General features: G+C 66.2%; 20 protein-coding genes. 13 read left to right on the top strand and 7 right to left on the bottom strand.

What is annotated here, in order from left to right; all coding sequences use genetic code 11:
* The first annotated feature begins 23 nt into the window (after nucleotides 1-23).
* The 6 genes from ACM1PE_RS13115 to ACM1PE_RS13090 all read left to right on the top strand — a co-directional run bounded on the left by ACM1PE_RS13115 (nucleotide 24) and on the right by ACM1PE_RS13090 (nucleotide 6,064).
* The gene (locus ACM1PE_RS13115) at nucleotides 24-1,109 is read left to right on the top strand and encodes an ABC transporter ATP-binding protein (protein ID WP_059380038.1); all 1,086 of its coding nucleotides are present in this window, start codon (nucleotides 24-26) and stop codon (nucleotides 1,107-1,109) included.
* On the top strand, nucleotides 1,109-2,197 hold the full coding sequence (locus tag ACM1PE_RS13110; protein WP_059380039.1) for an ABC transporter ATP-binding protein: 1,089 nt from the start codon (nucleotides 1,109-1,111) through the stop codon (nucleotides 2,195-2,197). The genes ACM1PE_RS13115 and ACM1PE_RS13110 overlap by 1 nt, the downstream gene beginning before the upstream one ends.
* Complete coding sequence (locus ACM1PE_RS13105; protein ID WP_118932070.1) at nucleotides 2,194-3,084, top strand: carbohydrate ABC transporter permease; 891 nt, start codon at nucleotides 2,194-2,196, stop codon at nucleotides 3,082-3,084. The genes ACM1PE_RS13110 and ACM1PE_RS13105 overlap by 4 nt, the downstream gene beginning before the upstream one ends.
* Nucleotides 3,077-3,889 carry a carbohydrate ABC transporter permease gene (locus tag ACM1PE_RS13100; protein ID WP_059380041.1) on the top strand — a complete coding sequence of 271 codons (813 nt, stop codon included), beginning with the start codon at nucleotides 3,077-3,079 and terminating at the stop codon, nucleotides 3,887-3,889. The genes ACM1PE_RS13105 and ACM1PE_RS13100 overlap by 8 nt, the downstream gene beginning before the upstream one ends.
* Nucleotides 3,890-3,908: 19 nt before the next feature.
* Nucleotides 3,909-4,217, top strand: coding sequence for a DUF2160 domain-containing protein (locus tag ACM1PE_RS13095; protein WP_059380042.1), 309 nt, complete (start codon nucleotides 3,909-3,911; stop codon nucleotides 4,215-4,217).
* A 116-nt stretch (nucleotides 4,218-4,333) separates the two neighbouring features.
* Nucleotides 4,334-6,064 (top strand): ABC transporter substrate-binding protein, encoded by a 1,731-nt coding sequence (locus tag ACM1PE_RS13090; RefSeq protein ID WP_054453885.1) that lies wholly within the window; start codon nucleotides 4,334-4,336, stop codon nucleotides 6,062-6,064.
* 60 nt (nucleotides 6,065-6,124) lie between these two features.
* Here the strand turns inward: ACM1PE_RS13090 and ACM1PE_RS13085 are convergent, their stop codons facing one another.
* Complete coding sequence (locus ACM1PE_RS13085) at nucleotides 6,125-7,201, bottom strand: sensor domain-containing diguanylate cyclase (RefSeq protein ID WP_223283339.1); 1,077 nt, start codon at nucleotides 7,199-7,201, stop codon at nucleotides 6,125-6,127.
* A 125-nt stretch (nucleotides 7,202-7,326) separates the two neighbouring features.
* Here ACM1PE_RS13085 and ACM1PE_RS13080 point away from each other — a divergent pair, with 125 nt between their 5' ends.
* The 3 genes from ACM1PE_RS13080 to ACM1PE_RS13070 all read left to right on the top strand — a co-directional run bounded on the left by ACM1PE_RS13080 (nucleotide 7,327) and on the right by ACM1PE_RS13070 (nucleotide 11,232).
* Nucleotides 7,327-8,148, top strand: a complete 822-nt coding sequence (locus ACM1PE_RS13080; RefSeq protein ID WP_118932068.1) for a glucose 1-dehydrogenase — start codon at nucleotides 7,327-7,329, stop codon at nucleotides 8,146-8,148.
* A gap of 3 nt (nucleotides 8,149-8,151) precedes the next feature.
* Nucleotides 8,152-9,969 carry a glycoside hydrolase family 15 protein gene (locus tag ACM1PE_RS13075; RefSeq protein ID WP_059380045.1) on the top strand — a complete coding sequence of 606 codons (1,818 nt, stop codon included), beginning with the start codon at nucleotides 8,152-8,154 and terminating at the stop codon, nucleotides 9,967-9,969.
* 135 nt (nucleotides 9,970-10,104) lie between these two features.
* A complete protein-coding gene (locus tag ACM1PE_RS13070; RefSeq protein WP_059380046.1) occupies nucleotides 10,105-11,232 on the top strand; it encodes an acyl-CoA dehydrogenase family protein in 1,128 nt (375 codons plus the stop codon).
* Between the two features lie 8 nt (nucleotides 11,233-11,240).
* On the opposite strand, the gene ACM1PE_RS13065 is transcribed toward ACM1PE_RS13070, so the two are convergent.
* The 5 genes from ACM1PE_RS13065 to ACM1PE_RS13045 form a co-directional block, all read right to left on the bottom strand.
* The gene (locus tag ACM1PE_RS13065; protein WP_419343501.1) at nucleotides 11,241-11,612 is read right to left on the bottom strand and encodes a DUF2784 domain-containing protein; all 372 of its coding nucleotides are present in this window, start codon (nucleotides 11,610-11,612) and stop codon (nucleotides 11,241-11,243) included.
* A gap of 13 nt (nucleotides 11,613-11,625) precedes the next feature.
* Entirely contained in the window at nucleotides 11,626-12,201 is a 576-nt protein-coding gene (locus ACM1PE_RS13060) for a restriction endonuclease (RefSeq protein ID WP_059380048.1), read from the bottom strand.
* A 32-nt stretch (nucleotides 12,202-12,233) separates the two neighbouring features.
* Nucleotides 12,234-12,479, bottom strand: coding sequence for an RNA-binding S4 domain-containing protein (locus tag ACM1PE_RS13055; RefSeq protein WP_059380049.1), 246 nt, complete (start codon nucleotides 12,477-12,479; stop codon nucleotides 12,234-12,236).
* 35 nt (nucleotides 12,480-12,514) lie between these two features.
* Nucleotides 12,515-13,174: a DUF502 domain-containing protein gene (locus tag ACM1PE_RS13050; RefSeq protein WP_419343836.1), complete on the bottom strand. Its 660-nt coding sequence runs from the start codon at nucleotides 13,172-13,174 to the stop codon at nucleotides 12,515-12,517.
* Between the two features lie 127 nt (nucleotides 13,175-13,301).
* Complete coding sequence (locus ACM1PE_RS13045) at nucleotides 13,302-13,769, bottom strand: winged helix-turn-helix transcriptional regulator (RefSeq protein WP_013394098.1); 468 nt, start codon at nucleotides 13,767-13,769, stop codon at nucleotides 13,302-13,304.
* Nucleotides 13,770-13,904: 135 nt separating this feature from the next.
* Between ACM1PE_RS13045 and ACM1PE_RS13040 the strand changes: the two genes are divergently transcribed.
* On the top strand, nucleotides 13,905-15,206 hold the full coding sequence (locus ACM1PE_RS13040) for a D-amino acid dehydrogenase (RefSeq protein ID WP_059380051.1): 1,302 nt from the start codon (nucleotides 13,905-13,907) through the stop codon (nucleotides 15,204-15,206).
* A gap of 84 nt (nucleotides 15,207-15,290) precedes the next feature.
* Here the strand turns inward: ACM1PE_RS13040 and ACM1PE_RS13035 are convergent, their stop codons facing one another.
* Nucleotides 15,291-16,175 (bottom strand): LysR family transcriptional regulator, encoded by an 885-nt coding sequence (locus tag ACM1PE_RS13035; RefSeq protein WP_059380052.1) that lies wholly within the window; start codon nucleotides 16,173-16,175, stop codon nucleotides 15,291-15,293.
* Between the two features lie 183 nt (nucleotides 16,176-16,358).
* Between ACM1PE_RS13035 and ACM1PE_RS13030 the strand changes: the two genes are divergently transcribed.
* From ACM1PE_RS13030 to ACM1PE_RS13020, 3 genes are all read left to right on the top strand, one after another.
* Nucleotides 16,359-17,327 (top strand): Bug family tripartite tricarboxylate transporter substrate binding protein, encoded by a 969-nt coding sequence (locus tag ACM1PE_RS13030; protein ID WP_059380053.1) that lies wholly within the window; start codon nucleotides 16,359-16,361, stop codon nucleotides 17,325-17,327.
* A 31-nt stretch (nucleotides 17,328-17,358) separates the two neighbouring features.
* On the top strand, nucleotides 17,359-18,585 hold the full coding sequence (locus ACM1PE_RS13025; RefSeq protein ID WP_419343500.1) for a CaiB/BaiF CoA transferase family protein: 1,227 nt from the start codon (nucleotides 17,359-17,361) through the stop codon (nucleotides 18,583-18,585).
* Nucleotides 18,586-18,657: 72 nt separating this feature from the next.
* Nucleotides 18,658-20,451 (top strand): acyl-CoA dehydrogenase family protein, encoded by a 1,794-nt coding sequence (locus ACM1PE_RS13020; protein ID WP_419343498.1) that lies wholly within the window; start codon nucleotides 18,658-18,660, stop codon nucleotides 20,449-20,451.
* Nucleotides 20,452-20,491: the final 40 nt, after the last annotated feature.

Genomic DNA, 20,491 nt, shown 5'->3' with positions numbered 1-20,491 from the left:
TATAAGTAGGTAGAGGAGACCAGATGCAGCTGAACTTGGACAGGGTAGGTTTGCGGGCCGGCTCGCAGACGCACCTGTATCCCATGAGCCTGGCCCCCGTCGAGGGCGCCATGACGGTATTGCTGGGGGCCACCCTGGCGGGCAAGACCTCGCTGATGCGCATCATGGCCGGGCTGGACCGGCCCACCGAAGGCCGCGTGCTGGTCGACGGCGCCGACGTGACCGGCGTGCCAGTGCGCCAGCGCAATGTCGCCATGGTCTACCAGCAGTTCATCAATTACCCCTCCATGTCGGTCTACGACAACATCGCTTCGCCGCTCAAGCTGCGCGGGGCGGCGGACATCGGCGAAAAAGTCCGCGCCATGGCGGCGCGGCTGCACATCGATCATCTGCTGGAACGCTATCCCTCGGAGCTGTCCGGCGGGCAGCAGCAGCGGGTGGCGCTGGCCCGGGCGCTGGCCAAGGACGCGCCGCTCATCCTGCTGGACGAGCCCCTGGTGAACCTGGACTACAAGCTGCGCGAGGAACTGCGCGACGAACTTTCCGAGTTGTTCGCCGAAGGACGCTCCACGGTGGTCTATGCCACTACCGAGCCGGGCGAGGCCCTGTTGCTGGGCGGCCACACCGCGGTGCTGGATGCGGGCGAACTGCTGCAATACGGTCCCACGGCCGAGGTCTTTCACCGCCCCAATTCCATCCGCGTGGCCCGCGCCTTCAGCGATCCGCCCATGAATCTGTTTGCCGCGCGCCGCACGGCGTCCGGCTTCGTGCTGCACGGAGACCTGGCGGTGGAACGGGCGCTGCCGCAAGGCGCCGATACGGAGATTACCGCCGGCCTGCGCGCCGGCGCCCTCGATGTCGAGCCGCGGCCTGGCCACATCGTGCTGCCCGGGGTGGTGAAGCTGGCCGAGATCTCCGGGTCCGACACCTTCGTGCACGCCCAGACGGAGGCGGGCGACGTGGTGGCGCAATTGCCCGGGGTCCACCGCTATACGCTGGACCACCGCGTGCAGTTCTATTTCGATCCGGCGCAGACCTACGCCTTCGGCGCGGGCGGCGCGCTGCTGGCGGCGCCGCGGCAGCCGGCGGGCGCGGGGGAGGCGGCCTGATGGCGCAGATCGAGCTGGACCTGTCCCATTCCTACGTTGCAGACCCCAAGACCGACGAGGACTATGCGCTGCTGCCGCTTTCCTTCACCTTCAAGGACGGCGGGGCCTACGCCTTGCTGGGGCCGTCCGGTTGCGGCAAGACCACGCTGCTCAATTGCGTGTCGGGCCTGCTGCGGCCGTCGCACGGGCGCATCCTGTTCGACGGCCAGGACGTCACGGACAAGACCCCGCAGGCGCGCAACATCGCCCAGGTATTCCAGTTTCCGGTGGTGTACGACACCATGACCGTGGCCGAGAACCTGGCGTTTCCGCTGCGCAACCGCGGCATGGCGCCCAAGCTCATCGGCGAACGCGTCGGGCGCATCGCCGAGATGCTGGAGATGTCGCATGTGCTGGACCGGCGCGCCAGCGGCCTGACCGCCGACGCCAAGCAGAAGATTTCGCTGGGGCGCGGTCTGGTGCGCAGCGACGTGTCGGCCATCCTGTTCGACGAGCCGCTGACCGTGATCGACCCGCAGCTCAAGTGGGAGTTGCGGCGCAAGCTCAAGGAAATCCACCACGAGTTCAAGCTGACGCTGATCTACGTGACGCACGACCAGACCGAGGCGCTGACCTTTGCCGACGAGGTCATGGTGATGGCGCGCGGCAGGGCGGTGCAGGTCGGGACCGCGGATGACTTGTTCCAGCGGCCGGCGCATACCTTCGTGGGCCATTTCATCGGCTCGCCGGGCATGAACTTCCTGCCGGCGCAATGGCGCGACGGCGGGTTGGAAGTGGGCAAGAGCCGCGTCGCCGGGCTGCCGGCGGAGATGGCGGCAAAGCTGGACGGCGCGGGTCCCGTGAAGCTGGGCGTGCGGCCGGAATACTTGCGCATCACCGAGCCGGGCGCGCCCGGCGCCGTGGCCATGCGCGTGGAGCGGGTGCAGGACGTGGGCACCTACACGCTGCTGGTGGCGGACTTCGAGGGCGCGCCGGTGCGCGCCCGGCTGGCCAGCAACATCGTCCCGGCCGCGGCCGGCGGCACGGTCTGGCTGTCGGTACTGAATCCGCACACCTGCTTTTACCGCGACGAGGAGCTGATCCGATGAAACCCATAGATCACCGGGCCTGGTTCCTGGTCTTGCCCGTGGTGCTGTGCGTGGCGTTCTCGGCCATCCTGCCGCTGATGACCATCGTCAACTATTCGGTGCAGGACATCATCTCGCCCGAGCGCCGCGTCTTCGTCGGCACCGAGTGGTACGCCGCCGTGCTGCAGGATGAAGAACTGCATGGCGCGCTGTTCCGCCAGATCGGCTTTTCTCTGGCCGTGCTGGCCATCGAGATCCCGCTGGGCATACTGCTGGCCCTGTCCATGCCCGCCAGCGGTTGGCGCGCTTCCGCGGTGCTGGTGATCATCGCGCTGTCGCTGCTGATCCCCTGGAACGTGGTGGGCACCATCTGGCAGGTGTTCGGGCGCACCGACATCGGCCTGCTGGGGGCCACGCTGTCGTGGTTGGGCGTGGACTACAACTACACCGGCAACGACTTCGACGCCTGGGTCACGGTGCTGATCATGGACGTATGGCACTGGACGCCGCTGGTGGCGCTGCTGTGCTACGCGGGCTTGCGCGCCATACCGGACGCCTATTACCAGGCTGCCCGCATCGACGGCGCCTCGCGCCTGGCGGTGTTCCGCTACATCCAGCTGCCCAAGATGCGCGGCGTACTCATGATCGCGGTGCTGCTGCGCTTCATGGACAGCTTCATGATCTACACCGAGCCCTTCGTACTGACGGGCGGCGGGCCGGGCAACGCCACCACCTTCCTGTCGCAGTACCTGACGCAGAAGGCGGTGGGCCAGTTCGACCTGGGGCCGGCGGCCGCGTTCTCCATCATCTATTTCCTGATCATCCTGCTCTTGTGCTTCATCCTCTACAACTGGATGCAGCGCGCCGGAACCACTGGCGGCTTTGACGAGGAGCGCGCAAATGCGTGAGAAAAATTCCCGCTGGCGCGGCGTCTTCCTGACCCTGTACCTGATCTTCGCCATCCTGCCGCTGTACTGGATGCTGAACATGTCGTTCAAGACGAACACGGAGATCGTCAGCACCCTGACGCTGTGGCCGCGCGACTTCACCTTCGAGCACTATCGAACCATCTTCACCGACCCGGCCTGGTACTCCGGCTACATCAATTCGCTGATCTACGTGGTCATCAACACGGTGATTTCCCTGGCCGTGGCGCTGCCGGCGGCCTACGCCTTTTCGCGCTACCGCTTCATCGGCGACAAGCACGTGTTCTTCTGGCTGCTGACCAACCGCATGACGCCGCCCGCGGTGTTCCTGCTGCCGTTCTTCCAGCTCTATAGCTCCTTCGGCCTGATGGACACGCACCTGGCCGTGGCGCTTGCGCACCTGGTGTTCAACGTGCCGCTGGCGGTCTGGATCCTGGAGGGCTTCATGTCCGGCGTGCCGCGCGAGATCGACGAGACCGCCTATGTCGACGGCTATTCCTTCCCGCGCTTTTTCCTGACGATCTTCCTGCCGCTGATCAAGTCGGGCGTGGGCGTGGCGGCATTTTTCTGCTTCATGTTCAGCTGGGTGGAGCTGCTGCTGGCGCGCACGCTGACCTCGGTCAACGCCAAGCCCATCGTCGCCACCATGACCCGCACCGTGTCGGCTTCCGGCATGGACTGGGGCGTGCTGGCCGCGGCGGGCGTGCTGACCATCGTGCCGGGCGGCATCGTCATCTGGTTCGTGCGGCATTACATCGCGAAGGGCTTCGCGATGGGCCGGGTGTAGAGGCAAGGAGAGCGCGCTCATGTTCAGCTGGATGGTATGGACCACTCCCGTCGCCGTGTTCTTTTCCTGCATCGTGCTGATGCTGGTCGGCATGACGGTGTGGGAACTGAAATCGCCCACGGCCGAGCGCAAGGGCTTCCTGCCCCTGCGCACCACGCGCGGCGACCGGCTTTTCATCGGCCTGATGGCCGCGGCCTGGCTCAATCTGGCGTTCCTGGGGTTAGGCCAAAAGGCAGCGGAATGGTTTTCGCTGGACGAGCCGCCATCGGTTTGGATCAGTTTCATCGCGTCCATGCTGCTGCTGGCATTCGTCATGAGGAAAGGCTGAAGAGGGGCGTCAGACCCTTCGCGTATTCAAGCGGTTGGTAAGGACTATCGGCCAGCGTCTTCCCCGGCCAGCGGTCCGCAGCAAACGATGGGGAAGACTTATCGAGGAGACAGGTCATGAAATTGCGCATGCACGCCATGGCAGCCGCCATCGCCCTGATCGGGACTTCGGCGGCCTGGGCTGGCGAACCGGAAGCGAAGAAGTGGGTCGATTCGGAGTTCCAACCTTCATCGCTGTCCAAGGACCAGCAGATGGCCGAGATGAAATGGTTCATCGAGGCCGCCGCCAAGCTCAAGGCCAAGGGAGTGAACGAGATCAGCGTGGTGTCGGAAACCATCACCACGCACGAGTACGAGTCCAAGACGCTGGCCAAGGCTTTTTCGGAGATCACCGGCATCAAGGTCAACCACGACCTGATCCAGGAAGGCGACGTGGTCGAGAAGCTGCAGACCTCGATGCAGTCCGGAAAATCCATCTACGACGGCTGGATTTCGGATTCCGACCTGATCGGCACGCACTACCGCTACGGCGCCATCCTGCCCCTGTCCGACTACATGGCCGGCGCGGGCAAGGAATGGACCAATCCCAACCTGGACCTGAAGGACTTCATCGGCACCAAGTTCACCACCGCGCCAGACGGCAAGCTCTACCAGCTGCCGGACCAGCAGTTCGCCAACGTCTACTGGTTCCGCGCCGACTGGTTCGCGCGGCAGGACCTGAAGGACAAGTTCAAGGCCAAGTACGGCTACGAGCTGGGCGTGCCCACCAATTGGTCCGCCTATGAAGACATCGCCGACTTCTTCTCCAACGACGTCAAGGAACTGGACGGCAAGAAGGTCTATGGCCACATGGACTACGGCAAGAAGGACCCGTCGCTGGGCTGGCGCTTCACCGACGCGTGGCTGTCCATGGCCGGCGCCGCCGACAAGGGCCTGCCCAACGGCATGCCGGTGGACGAGTGGGGCATCCGCGTGGCGGACGACAAGTGCACGCCGGTCGGCGCGTCGGTGGCGCGCGGCGGCGCCACCAACAGTCCGGCCGCGGTCTATGCCCTGACCAAGTACGTGGACTGGATGAAGAAGTATGCGCCGCAGCAGGCCATGGGCATGACCTTCTCGGAATCCGGCCCGGTGCCCGCCCAGGGACAGATCGCGCAGCAGATCTTCTGGTACACGGCCTTCACCGCCGACATGACCAAGAAGGGCCTGCCGGTGGTCAACGATGATGGCACGCCGAAGTGGCGCATGGCCCCGTCGCCCTACGGCCCGTACTGGAAGGACGGCATGCAGAACGGCTACCAGGACGTGGGCTCGTGGACCTTCTTCAAGTCCACCAACCCGGACAAGATGGCGGCGGCCTGGCTGTACGCGCAGTTCGTCACGTCCAAGTCGGTGTCGCTGAAGAAGTCCATCACCGGCCTGACCTTCATCCGCGACAGCGACATCAACAGCGAGTTCTTCACCAAGAACGCGGCGAACTACGGCGGCCTGATCGAGTTCTACCGCAGCCCGGCGCGCGTGGCGTGGACGCCCACCGGCAACAACGTGCCTGACTATCCCAAGCTGGCGCAGCTGTGGTGGAAGAACGTCGCCACCGCGGTCACCGGCGAAAAGACCCCGCAGGCCGCCATGGACAACCTGGCCAATGAAATGGATCAGGTCATGGCGCGGCTGGAGCGGGCCGGCATGGCGCAGTGCGCGCCCAAGCTCAACCCCAAGAGCGACCCCAGCAAGTGGCTGTCGGACCAGCATGCGCCGTGGAAGAAACTGGCCAACGAAAAGCCCAAGGGCGAGACGATCGCCTATGAGAAGCTGCTCGATGCGTGGAAGCAGGGCAAGGTGAGGTAAGCCGGCCGAACGCCGCAGACGGCCCGGACCCGGCAATGCGCCGGGTCCTTTTTTTGCCCGTCAGTGTATGACCCGCGCCGCCTTGCGCGCGCGCTTGACTTCATACATGCGAGTGTCGGCCAGGCGCACGGCGGCTTCGGCGTCCAGGCCGCGCGGGTCCAGCGCCACCACGCCGACGCTGGCGCCTTCGTACGGGACGGTTGCGTCGCCGAGCTGGTAGCGGCCCACGGTGGCGGCGGTGGCGCGCTCTTCCAGGGAACGGGCGGCTTCCTCGGCATCGCCGCGCGGCGCGTGCACGCCATGGGGGCCGTCGCCCGCAGCCAGGGCCGGGCCGGGGCCGATCAGCACGAATTCGTCGCCGCCCATGCGACCCAGCATGTCCGAACCGCGCAGCGCCGCGGAGATGCGGCGCGACACTTCCTGCAGGAACACATCGCCTTGCTGGTGGCCATAGACGTCGTTGATGCCCTTGAAACCGTCCAGGTCGATCACGCCCACCAGCACGCTGCCGCCTTCGCGGATGGCGCGCGCCTGCAGACGGTCCAGCGCCTCGTAGAGCGCGCGGCGGTTGGGCAGGCCGGTCAGCGCGTCGGTCAGCGCATACGACATGAGCTGGACGTTGGCGGCATGCAGCTGTTCCATCAGCATTTCGCGTTCCAGGAAGCGGGCGATCACGCTGGAGAACAGTTTCAGCACCGATTCGGCCTGCGGCTCGATCCGGTGCTGCGTGGCGCTGGCGGCGCACAGGGTGCCGAACAGCACGCCCTCATCCGTGCGCACCGGCGCGCTCAGATAGGTTTGGATGCCCAGTTGCCGGGCGGCGTCGGAATCCGGCCAGCAGCTGGAGACGTCGCTGGTGCACATGCGGCCTTCGTCCAGCGCGCGTTTGCACAGCGTGTCGTCCCAGGGCACGGACAGGCCTTCGGGGATTTGCAGTGTTCCGGCGTTGCGCGCGTAGCGGATGCGCTGGAGATCGGCCTTCAGGTCGATGGACGTGAGGTAGGTGGATTCCAGCCCGGTCACCGCGCCCAGCATGTCCAGCAGCGGGCGCGTCAGCTGTTCGACCGACTTGGCCTCGGGCAGGGTGGTCGACAGTTCTGCAAGTATCGGATCCAGCACGGCGTCTCCAGGAAGCATGGGCATATGGGTGGGCATTATGCACGCTGCGCAGCGGCTTGCATGGAACCGTCGCGCAGGACTACCCTGGACTTTCCACACGCGGCGGCCGGGCTCGACGGGTAGCGGCCGCCAGGGAGGCAGGCATGCATCACGCGAGCGAACTGCGCGGCCGGGTGGCCGTGGTGACAGGCGCATCCTCCGGCATCGGCCGGGCCATCGCGATCGGGCTGGCGGCTGCTGGCGCGCAGGTGGTGGTGAATCATCGCGCGGGCGGCGATTCGCAGGGGCGGGCCGCGGCCGTCGCCGAAGCGATCCAGCGGCAGGGCGGTTCGGCCGTCACCGCGGCCGCCGACATCAGCAAGGAGTCCGAGGTGGAGCACCTGTTTGCGCAGGCGCTGCAGCATTACGGGCGGCTGGACATCCTGGTCAACAACGCGGGCATAGAACATCCCGCGCCGATTGCGGACATGACGCTGGCCGACTGGCAGCGCGTCATCGACGTGAACCTGACGGGACAGTTCCTATGTGCGCGCGCCGCTGCGCGGCAGTTCCAGTCGCAACCGGTCGACCCGGCGCGGCAGAGGCTGGCGGCGGGCAACATCGTTTTCATCAGTTCCGTGCACGAGGCCATACCCTGGGCCTTCCAGGTGAACTACGCGGCATCCAAGGGTGGCGTGTCGATGCTGATGAAATCGCTGGCGCAGGAGCTGGCGCCGGCCCGGATACGCGTCAATTCGATTGCGCCGGGCGCCATACGCACAGCCATCAACCAGCCGGCCTGGGATACGCCGGAAAGCCTGGCCAGGCTGTTGCAGCTGATTCCCTACGGCCGCATCGGCGAACCCGAAGACGTGGCGCAGGCCGCCGTGTGGCTGGCCAGCGACGCGTCCGATTACGTCACCGGCACGACCCTGTTCGTCGACGGCGGCATGACGCTGTATCCCGAATTCCGTGGCGCGGGCTAGGCCATGTCCAAGCCCCTGGAAGACTATGGCCTGATCGGCAATATGCTGTCCGCCGCGCTGGTGGCGCGCGACGGCTCCATCGATTGGCTGTGCCTGCCGCATTTCGATTCGCCCGCCTGCTTCGCGGCGCTGCTGGGCGATGAACGGCATGGACGCTGGCGCATCGCGCCGCACGCACGGAACTGCACGGTATCGCGCCGCTACGTGCCGGATACCGCGGTGCTGGAAACGCGCTACGAAACCGGCTCGGGCACGGCGCTGCTGTACGACTTCATGCCCTTGAGCGACGACGACGAGCGCGCCGACGTGGTGCGCATCGTGCGCGGCGAATCCGGACACGTGCAGATGGACATGGAGATGGAGCTACGCTTCAACTATGGGCAGGCCGTGCCCTGGGTGCGCCGGCGTGACTATGGCCTGAGCGCCATCGCGGGCCCCGACGCGGTCGAGCTGCACACGCCGGTGGACCTGGCCGGGCACGAACTCACCACCACGGCGCGCTTCACCGTGCATCCGGGCCGGGTGGTGCCGTTCACGCTGTCTTACCACCGTTCGCACCGCACCCCGCATTTCGTGCCGGACCGCGTGGAAAGCATGGACCGCACCATTTCCTGGTGGCAGGAATGGGCCAAGCGCTGCCGCTGGGAGGGCAGCGAGGAAGGCCGCGACGCCGTGGTGCGCTCGCTGATTACCTTGAAGCTGCTGACCTTTCACCCGACCGGCGGCATCATCGCCGCGCCCACGACCTCGCTGCCGGAAGCCCTGGGCGGCAGCCGCAACTGGGACTACCGGCACTGCTGGCTGCGCGATTCGGCGCTGACCTTGTACGCCTTGCTCAATGCAGGCTACCGAGAGGAGGCCGAGGCCTGGCGCCAATGGCTGTTGCGCGCAGTGGCCGGGCATCCCGACCAGTTGCAGATCATGTACGGCATCGCCGGCGAACGCTGGCTGCCCGAACTTGAAATCCCCTGGCTGCCGGGCTATGAGGGCAGCCTGCCGGTGCGCCGCGGCAACGGCGCCGCCGGCCAGAGCCAGCTGGACGTCTATGGCGAGCTGATCGAAACCCTGTATGCGGCGCGCGCCGCGGACCTGGCGCCGCTGGCCGAGGCCTGGCGCCTGCAGAACGTGCTGCTGGAGCCGTTGAAGCGCCGTTGGCAGGATCTGGACCACGGCATCTGGGAAGTGCGGGGCGAGCGCCGCGCCTTCACGCATTCGCGCTTGATGTGCTGGGTGGCCTTCGACCGCGCGGTGCAATCCTGCGATCGCTTCGGCCTGCGCGGGCCGCGCGATGAATGGCAGCGCCTGGCCGACCGCATCCGGGCGGACATCTGCAAGCATGGCTACAACCAGGCCCGCGGCAGCTTCGTGCAGAGCTATGGGTCGGACGAGCTGGATGCCAGCCTGCTGCTCATCCCCCAGGTGGGTTTCCTGCCCGCGGACGATCCGCGCGTCACTGGCACGGTGCGCGCTATCGAGCGCGAACTGCTGCGCGACGGCCTGCTGCTGCGCTATTCCAACCAGCATGCCAGCGACGGCTTGCCGGGCGACGAAGGGGTGTTCCTGGCCTGCAGCTTCTGGCTGGCCGACGCCTACGTCATGCAGGGGCGCATCGATGACGCCGAACGCCTGTTCGAGCGGCTGCTGGGGCTGCGCAACGACCTGGGCCTGCTGGCCGAGGAATACGACGTGGCCCGGCGCCGCCTGGTGGGCAACTTCCCGCAAGGGTTCTCGCACATCGGGCTGGTCAATACCGCCTACAACCTGAGCCGCGCCAGCGGTCCGGCGCGTCAGCGTTCCGAGCAGGACGCGCCGCGGGAATAGGCCGCGCAGCGGCGTCCCGCGTTTGCCGGCCCGGTGTATTCTGGCGATCTAACGGTCGCCCCAAGGTGGGCCGAACCGCAGAACAGAGCAGAGCAGGCCGCGCGTCGGCCGCCACCGCATCCAGGAGAGACAAGCATGCTTTTGACGGAAGAACAGCTCAGCGTCCAGGAAATGGCGCGCCGCTTCGCGCAGGAGCGCCTGGCGCCCAACTCGGAACGCTGGGACCGCGAGCATCACTATCCCGCCGACGCCATCGCCGAAATGGCGCAGCTGGGCTTTTTCGGCATGCTGGTGCCCGAAGCCTGGGACGGCAACGACAGCGGGTATATCTCGTACGCCGTCGCGCTGGAGGAAATCGCGGCTGGCAATGGCGCCTGCTCCACCATCATGAGCGTGCACAATTCGGTCGCCTGCATGCCCATCCTGAAGTTCGGCACCGACGCGCAGAAAGAACAGTTCCTGCGTCCGCTGGCAACGGGCGAGCATATCGGCGGATTTGCGCTGACCGAGCCGCAGGCGGGCTCGGACGCCAGCAGCCTGCACACCCGGGCGCGCCGCGATGGCGACGACTACATCCTGAATGGCGCCAAGCAGTTCATCACGTCGGGGCGCAGCGGCCAGGTCGTGATCGTGTTCGCCGTGACCGACCCGGATGCCGGCAAGCGCGGCATCTCGGCCTTCATCGTGCCTACCGATACTCCGGGCTACAAGGTGCTGAGGGTGGAAGACAAGCTGGGCCAGCATGCTTCCGACACCTGCCAGATCGCGTTCGAGGACATGCGCATTCCGGCGGCCTGCCGGCTGGGCGCGGAGGGCGAGGGCTACAAGATCGCCCTGTCCAACCTGGAGGGCGGGCGCATCGGCATCGCGTCCCAATCCGTGGGCATGGCGCGCGCGGCCTACGAGTGCGCGCGTGACTATGCGCGCGACCGGCAGGCCTTCGGCAAACCCATCATGGAGCATCAGGCGGTCGCGTTCCGCCTGGCCGACATGGCCACGCAGATCCATGCGGCGCGCCAGATGGTGCTGCATGCGGCAGCCTTGCGCGAAGCCGGCAGGCCGGCGCTGACGGAAGCGTCCATGGCCAAGCTGTTCGCCTCCGAGATGGCCGAAAAGGTCTGCTCCGCCGCCATCCAGACGCTGGGCGGCTACGGCTATCTGAAGGATTTTCCGGTCGAGCGCATCTATCGCGACGTGCGCGTCTGCCAGATCTACGAGGGCACCAGCGACATCCAGCGCCTGGTGATCGCCCGGGCCTTGTAAACGGTAGACTAGGCCGGCTGGCGCCGGCCGCACCGCGCCCACAGCGCGTAGACGATGACGTTGCCCACGATCAGCAAGGCCGCCAGCACGATCTGCGTGCCGCGAGTGATGCCTTCGGGGTAGATCAGCGCCAGTACGTAGTGTTCGATGAAGCCGCCGCCATAGCCTTGCTGGCCGGCCTGCTGGCGCAGCGAAATCTCCAGCGGCGTCAGCGGGCAGATCCAGCCCATGCCTATCACCAGCGCGCCCCAGGCCAGCGCCGGCAGGTGCAGGTAGGCGATCCAGCGCTTCCACAGCGCCAGCAGTCCGCCGAACACCACGAAGGCAACAAAGAGGCCATGCACGGCCAGCACAAGGTCTGCAAGCACGCGGTAGCTCATGGCCGCACCCGGCTCAGGGCTTGAGGTCGCGCAGCAGCTTGGCCAGTTCGGGCGCCGTCATCAGCGACACGCCCTGCGACTTGGCGTATTGCAGCGCATTGTCCGAGACCTCGCCAAGCGCGATGTATATCGCTTCGCGCGCCCCGCGCTTTTCGCGCGCGGCCTGCAGCTCGCGCAGCGGTTCGACGCCGACGCGCGCGGCTTTCCAGCGCTTGGCGCTGACCAGCGCGACGTGGCCGTCCTTGGTCAGCGCGAAATCGGCGCCGGGCAGTTGCAGGCGTTGCACTTCACAGCCGTCGCGGCGAAAGCCCGCTTCGACGGTTTTGGAAAAATCCGCCCAGGACATGCCGGCGGCGGCTTCGGCCACGGCCTGCACCCGCGCGCCCGAGGGCGCGCGCAATTGCTTGTAGGCCGCCATGATGGCGATGACCGCGAACGGCACCGCCGCGAACACGCCCATCGCGGCGTACTCCAGCGGCAGCGCGGCAAAGCCGGCGGCCGACAGCAGCACGGCCACGCCGGCGCTCATCCACCAGGGCGAACGCAGCAGCACGGCAAAAATGGAGTTCTGGGACATCTTGAGTTTCATGGCGGCTCGCGGTCGGGCGGGTTGTAATGGCTTCAGGCGTCCTGGCCGCCAGCGTCGGGGCCGCGCACGACGATGCGCACGTCGCCGCAGGTCACGATCTGGCCGGCGCGGATCTTGGCCGTCTTGCGGCTTTCGACCACGCCGCCCACGCTGACGTGGCCTTCGGCCACCAGCATCTTGCCCGCGCCGCCGCTGTCGCACACGCCGGTGGCCTTGAGCAGCTGGTTCACTTCAATATAGGGGCTGCCTTCGGCCAGCGTGAATTCGATGATGGGCATAGCGAGAGTTTGGTAGAGAGGTGAGGGCGGGGCGCTCAGGCCTGGCCGCCGCCGTTGGCGCCGTCCTGCGCGGGGGCGGGAGGCTCCTGCACGGCGGGACGGTTGTTGGTGGTTTCGGCGCGAGCCATCCAGGCGATCAGGGACGAACGCATGGCTTCCTCGACCGACATCTGGATGGGCTGGACCCATTCCTGCGGCACGAACACGGTATAGCCGCCGATCATGTAGCCCATCGGCAGGTACACGGCCACGCGCTCGCCCTGGCTGAAGCCTTCGGGCAAGCCTTCCATGTTGCGGCGCGTGACCAGGCCGACCAGCTCCAGCTGTTGGCCAGGCACGCGCAGGATCACGACCTGCTGGGCGGTGTTCTTGGAACTGGGGGAGAAATAGTCCGCGAAACTCTTCAGCGACGAATAGATGCTCTTGACCACCGGCAGGTTGGTGAACGGCATTTCCAGCAGCACCAGCACGCGCTGCACGCGTTCCTTGGATACGAGGTAGCCGATGGCCAGGATGCCGAGGATGCCCAGCGCCAGGCCCATGCCCGGCACGTAGAACCCGCCGATGAAGGGGCGCAGGAAGGTCAGCGCCACGGCTTCGGTCCACGCCAGGAAGATGTAGAGCAGGTAGATCGTCAGGGCCAGCGGCAGGACCGTGATCAGTCCGCGGAAGAAGTACTTGTAGAGACGGGTCATAGACATAGGCAAATAAATTAGGGTCGGATTATGCGGCAAAGGCACGCGCCGAGGGGCCGCCAGCATAGCAGCCAGCGCGGACCCGACCGGTAACAATCGGCGTGCGGCCAGCGGAAGCGGCGCGCGCCTAGCGGTCCACGGGCAGGTACAGCGTCTCCTTGATCTCCTCCATGACCACGTAGCTGCGAGATTCGGCGGACGCGGGTAGGCGCTTGAGGATTTCGCCGAGGAGACGGCGGTATTCGTTCATTTCGGTCAGGCGGGCCTTGACCAGATAGTCGAAGTCGCCGGATACCAGATGGCATTCCATGACTTCGGGCACGTACAGCAGTTCTTTCTTGACCTTGTCGAACACGTCGCCGGACTTGGCCGACAGTTTGATCTCCAGGAAGACCAGCAGGTTCTTGCCCAGCGCAGCCGGATTGACGCGCGCATGGTAACCCGTGATGACGCCTTCGCGCTCCATGCGCTTGACGCGGTCGGAGCAGGGGGTGGCGGACAGGCTGATCCGGTCGGCCAGTTCGGTCACGGAAATGCGGCCTTCCCGCTGCAGGATATCCAGGATTTTCAGGTCGATACGGTCTAGCTCGCGCATTTCACTTTTGGCGATCGAAAAATAGGAGGTGGCCGGGAAAAAGCACTGGCAAAGCAAAATCTTCAGTGCTTTTCACTGCTAAGAGGCCCATAGACTACCGAAATTCCTGAACAAAACCAATCACCGGAAAGAATCATGCACGTCATCGTCCTCGGCAGCGGCGTCATCGGCACCACCACCGCCTATTATCTGGCCCTCCAGGGCGCCAAAGTCACGGTGCTGGACCGCCAGCCTTCGGCGGCGCAGGAGACCAGCTACGCCAACGCCGGACAGGTTTCGCCGGGTTATTCCACGCCCTGGGCCGCGCCCGGCATTCCGCTGAAGGCCATCAAGTGGCTGTTCCAGAAGCATGCCCCGCTGGCGATCCGCCTGGACGGCAGCCTGTTCCAGCTGAAATGGATGGCGTCCATGCTGGCCAACTGTTCGGCCGAACGCTACGCGGTGAACAAGGAGCGCATGCTGCGCCTGTCCGAGTACAGCCGCGATTGCCTGCGCGAACTGCGCCAGTCCACCGGCATCCACTACGAAGAGCGCACCCGCGGCACGCTGCAGCTGTTCCGCACCGAGGCCCAGCTGGAAGCCGCCCGCCGCGACATCGCGGTGCTGGAAGAAGTGGGCGTGCCCTACGAACTGCTGGACCGCAATCGCCTGGTGACGGCCGAACCCGCCCTGGCGCGCTCGCTGCACAAGCTGAGCGGCGGCCTGCGCCTGCCCAATGACGAAACCGGCGACTGCCAGCTGTTCACGACGCGCCTGGCCGAATTGGCCAAGGGTCTGGGCGTGGAGTTCCGTTTCGGCCAGACGGTGTCGGGCCTGAACACGGCCGGCGGCCAGATCACCGGCGTGCGCGTGGGCAATGAAGTGCTGACCGCCGACCGCTATGTCGCCGCCTTCGGCAGCTACACGCGCGATTTCCTCAAGCCGCTGGACCTGGACCTGCCGGTGTATCCGCTCAAGGGTTATTCGCTGACCATCCCCATGGCGGACGAATCGGCCGCGCCGGTTTCGACCATCCTGGATGAAACCTACAAGATCGCCGTGACGCGTTTCGACCAGCGCATCCGCGTGGGCGGCATGGCCGAGATCGCGGGCTTCGATCTGCGCCTGAAGGAGGCCCGCCGCAAGACGCTGGAGCTGGTCGTCAACGACCTGTTCCCGGGCAGCGGCCACGTGGCCCAGGCCGAGTTCTGGACTGGCCTGCGTCCCATGACGCCGGACGGCACCCCGGTGGTCGGCGCGACCCGCTACGGCAACCTGTACCTGAACACCGGCCACGGCACGCTGGGCTGGACCATGGCCTGCGGCTCGGGCAAGCTGGTGGCCGACCAGGTCATGGGCCAGCGTCCCGCCATCCGCACCGATGGCCTGGACCTGTCGCGCTACGACCGCAAGGCGGCGCCCAGCCAGTCGCTGGTGCTGGACGGCAAGAGCGCCTGATTACTGTTTCCTCACCTCGGCCCAGGCCGCAAGCCTGGCCTGCAGCGGCCCCGCCAGCGCAGAACGCCGGCGGGGCCGCTGTCTTCACGGCTGCTGCGCTTGCGCCAATTGCTCCAGCATGGCCAGCACGGCGGGCTGCGTTTCATCGTGACGCCAGATGCCGCGCAGATCCGACGGGGTCGACGCATGCGTCAGGGGACGGCAAACCAGATTCGGCAATTGCACCTTTCCCAGCGAAGCTGGAACCAGCGACACGCCGAATTCATGCGATACCAGGGTGGCGATCGTCAGCATGTTGCGGACCTTGTGGCGGATATGCGGCGTGAAGCCGGCCTGCAGGCAAAGCGCCAGTATCTTGTCGTAGTAGCCCGGCGAGAAATCCCGGGGAAACAGCACGAAGTCGTCGTGTTGCAACTGCTGCGCGGCTATCGTCTGGAGTCCGGCCAGGGGATGCGTTGCCGGCAGCAGGCAGACGAAGTCCTCGCGGTGCAGTACGCGTGACGCGACGCCGGATGGCATCACCCGGGGATGCACGATCCCGATATCGATCTGGCCGCGCAGCAGCGCGTCGATTTGTTCGTAGCTGCTGAGTTCGTACAGCACCACCTCGACGTCCGGCCGCGCCACGCAGAAGGCCCGGACGTCGGACGCCAGCCGTGTCAGGAACGACGAGCCCACGAATCCGATATGCACGGCGCCGGCTTCGCCATTGGCGGCGCGGCGCGCCTGTTCCTCGGCGTCGCGCGCCAGCGCCAGCAGTTTCAACGCTTCCCTATAGATCACCTTGCCGGCCTCGGTCAGCGCCACTTCGCGCGTGGTGCGCCGCAGCAGTTCCATGCCTAGCGAGGATTCCAGCTGGCGGATGTTGAAGCTGAGGGGAGGCTGGCTGATGGACAGGCGCTTGGCGGCCCTGCCGAAATGCAGCTCCTCGGCGACGGCCACGAAGTAGCGGAGTTGACGCAGATCCATGGAGAGGCTCGCGGACTAGGGGACTCTGACAGGCTGGAAAAGATTGATCCAATATCTGTATGAATAGCACAAAAAAATATATTGGACGAGAATAATCACGTTGCCAATAATGGGTTTCACCGCGGCGACATGCGGCAATGAATCCGGGCACAGACCCGCGATCGATCCCCCAAGGAGACTCTCGTGCGTATCCCTAGCCTCATCGCGCTGGCCGCCAGCGCATTGCTTGCCGCCAGCGCCGCAAAAGCGCAGGACTATCCCCGCATGCCCATCCGTCTGATCGTGCCGTACTCGGCCGGCGGCATGACCGACGTAGTGGCGCGCGTCATCGGCCAGAAGCTTGGCGAACGGCTGGGCCAGCCGGTGATCGTGGAAAACCGCGCGGGCGCCGCCACCATCATCGGCGCGGAGATGGTGGCCAACGCCAAGCCCGACGGCTACACCTTGCTGGCGGCAACCAACACCACGCTGACAATCAATCCCTGGCTGTACCCGAAATTGCCGTATGACGCGGTCAAGAGCTTTGCGCCGATTGCGCTGGTGGCCAGCACGCCCAGCGTCATCGTCGTCAACCCGAAGGTCCCGGCGCAGACGCTGGCGCAGTTTGTGGGCCTGGCCCAGGCCAAGCCGGGCGAGTTCAGTTATGCCTCGTACGGCGCTGGCTCGACGGCGCACCTGGCCGGCGAGATGCTGCGATCCCGGGCCAGCGTCAATCTCCTGCATGTGCCGTACAAGGGCAGCGCGCCTGCCAAGGCGGCGGTGATGGGCGGCGAAGTCTCCGTCACGTTCGAACCCGCATTCACGGGCTTGCCGCAGATCCAGGCCGGCAAGCTGACCGCGCTGGCCGTCATGAGCGACAAGCGCTCCGCGGTGCTGCCGCAATTGCCGACCACGGCGGAACTGGGCTACCCGGATATGAGGATGTCCGCGTGGGTCGGCATCCTGGCGCCATCGGGCACGCCGCCGGCCATCGTCAAGTCGCTGAGCGGCGCCATCGAACAGATCATGACCCAGGCCGACGTGCGCGAAGCCCTGCTGCGCACCGGGGGAGAGCCGGTGGGGTACTTCGGCGACGCCTTCAGCGCCTACATGCGCGAGGAAAGCGCGCGCTATGGGCAGGTCATCAAGGACGCGGACATCCGCATCGATTAAAGCGCCGCATCGGCATCGAGGCTCAAGACACATGGCAATCAAACCTTTATCCCATATTCGCGTGCTCGACCTGACCCGCGTGCTGGCAGGGCCCTGGTGCACGCAGAACCTTGCCGACCTGGGCGCGGACGTGATCAAGATCGAACGCCCTGGCGCTGGCGACGATACCCGCGGCTGGGGGCCGCCCTGGATGCCTGATGCGGGAGAGCGGCCGCGCGAGGATTCGGGCTACTACGCGTCGACCAATCGCGGCAAGAAATCCGTGACGGTGGACATTTCCACCGCCGAAGGCCAGGACATCGTCCGCCGGCTGGCGGCGGACTCGGACGTGCTGGTGGAAAACTACAAGGTCGGCACCCTGGCGCGCTATGGATTGAGTTATGAAGACCTGCGCGCCGACAACCCCGCGCTGGTCTATTGCTCGATCACGGGATTCGGGCAGACCGGGCCGTATCGTCACCGGCCGGGGTACGACTTCATTTTTCAGGGCATGGGCGGCTTGATGAGCGTCACCGGCGAGGCCGATGGCCTGCCCGGCGCAGGGCCGCAGAAAGTAGGGGTTGCCGTGGCGGACATCACCACGGGCATGTACGCCAGCCTGGCGATTGCGGCCGCCTTGGCCTGGCGCGAACGCAGCGGGCAGGGGCAGCACATAGACATGGCCTTGCTGGACTGCGTGCTGGCGTTCGGCAGCAACCCCGCCGTGAACTACCTGGTGTCCGGCAAGGCGCCCAAGCGCTATGGCAACGCGCACGCCAACGCAGTGCCATACCAGGTGTTCGACACACGGGATGGACGCTTGATCGTGGCCGTGGGCAACGACAGCCAGTTCGCGGCCTATTGCCAGGAGATCCAGCGGCCGGACCTGGCGCAAGACCCGCGCTATGCCAAGGTCAGCGGGCGTCTGACCCATCGCGACACGCTGTTGCCCCTGCTGGCTGAAATCATGAAGACGGATACCAGCGAGGCGTGGCAGCAGCGGCTGGAACTTGCGGGGGTGCCCAGCGGACCGATCAACACCTACTCCGAGACCTTCACCGATCCGCAGGTCGTGCACCGCGGCCTGCGCGTGGATTTGCCCTTGTCGACGGGCGGCACCTGCCCGGGCATCGCCAGCCCCATGCGGTTTTCGGCGACGCCGCTGGACCATGCCGCGGGTCCGCCCGTGTTGGGCGAGCACACAAGAGACGTGCTGACGCAGCGTCTTGGCTACTCGGATGCCGCGCTGACGCATTTGCGCGCTGCCGGCGTCATCTGATTTTCCATTGCCGACGCATGCCCGCGCGCCGCATCAGGCGCGGCGTCCGTCCACGACCTTCAGGAGCTGTCCATGTCATTTTCAGCCAGATACGATGAATACGTACGCCCGCGTCCAGAGCGCTCTTCGCAGAGCTCCCATTTCCTCGCGCCCGACTGCGCAGGCCTGGATTTCTACGCGCTGGATCGGGGTCTGCAGGACCTGCTGAGGCTGTACCTGCCCGCTGCCGCGCATGCGCAGCTCCTGCCGCAGTTCCAGCGCATGGGGCAATTGGCGGGGGGGCGCCTCAATGCCTTGGCAACCGTGGCGGACAAGTATCCGCCAGTGCTGCACGCGCGCACGCGCTGGGGCGAGGACGAAGACTGGATCGAGTACCACCCGGCCTACCAGGAGATGGAACATATCGCGTTCGCGGATTTCCAGTTCCATGCCATGAGCCATCGCGCCGGCGTGCTGGGCTGTGATGCGCCGCTGCCGCCGGTGGCGAAGTATGCGCTGCAATACTTGTTTGTCCAGGCCGAGTTCGGCCAGATGTGTCCGATCAGCGTATCCGATACCTCGATCCATCTGATCAGGAAATTCGGCAGCCCCGCCCTGAAGGAAAAGCTGCTGCCGCGCATGCTGTCCAGCGACCCGGCCGCGCTCTGGAAGGGAACGCAATTCATGACGGAGAAGACTGGGGGGTCCGACGTGGGTGCCCTGGAAACCGTGGCCCGCCAGACTGACGGGATCTGGCGCCTGTACGGGGAAAAATGGTTCTGCTCGCACACCGACGCGGACATCGCCTTGCTGTTGGCCCGTCCCGAAGGCGCGTCGGCGGGCACGCGCGGCTTGGCTCTGTTTGCGATGCCGCGGCGCCTGGAAGACGGCAGCCGCAATGCCTATCGCATCGTCCGGCTGAAGGACAAGCTGGGCACGCGCTCGATGGCCAGCGGCGAGATTCGCCTGGAAGGCGCCCAGGCGTACCTGGTGGGGGAGGCGGACCAGGGACTCAAGCACATGATGGAGCAGGTCAACCTGTCGCGTTTGTCGCACGGCGTGTGCGCGGCGGCAATGATGCGGCGCTGCCTCAACGAGGCCATGCTGGCCGCGCGCCATCGGCGGGCGTTCGGACGCGATGTCATCGGCTATCCGCTGCTGCGCCGCCAGTTGTTGAAACTGCTGACGCCGACGGAAGCGGCGTTGTCCATGGTCATGGCCACGGCCGACATCATGCGGCGGGCGCAGGAGGGCGCTGCGCACGCCGCCCAGGCGCTGCGGCTGCTGACGCCGCTGCTCAAGCTGCGCACGTGCCGGGACAACATCGCCGTGGCAACGGGCGCGATGGAGATACGCGGTGGCAACGGCTACATCGAAGACTTCGTCAATGCCCGGCTGGTGCGAGACGCGCACATAGGCGTGCTATGGGAGGGAACCAGCAACATCAACGCGCTCGACGCGATCCAGCGCGCCGTGCGCAAGGATCGGGCGCACGAGGCCTTGTCGGCCTTGCTGGAGAGCAAGCTGGAGGAGGCGTCCGCCTTGCCCCGCGCCTGGCGCGCAACGGCGCGGGACTGCCTGCGCCGCGCCGTCAGCCTGGCCCAGGCCGTCGGGACGGACGAACAGCATGAGGCGCAGGTGCGCCGCGCGGCATCCGCACTCTATTACGCATCGGCGGCGGTGTTCATGGCCTGGGAGAGCTGCCAGCCCGGGGTGGATGCGCGCCGCCTGCTGCTTGCCGACGCGGTGCTGCGCCACTATCTGCTGCCCGCCGATCCCCTGCGCGACGCCGAGGCGGACGCAGAGACGCAGGGAGACAGGCTGATGCTGCAAACCGAGCCCTTGACGCTGGCGCAGGTTCTGCCGGTGCTGGCTTTGTCATCCTGAGAGGAGCCGCGGCAGGGGTCTTGCTCTTACAATTCCGCGC

The organism is Achromobacter sp. PD1 (assembly GCF_048541815.1).
Taxonomy (GTDB): Bacteria; Pseudomonadota; Gammaproteobacteria; order Burkholderiales; family Burkholderiaceae_B; genus Achromobacter; species Achromobacter bronchisepticus_A.
The sequence above is the reverse complement of the archived record's forward strand: the minus strand, read 5'-3'. Positions and strand labels throughout refer to the sequence as shown.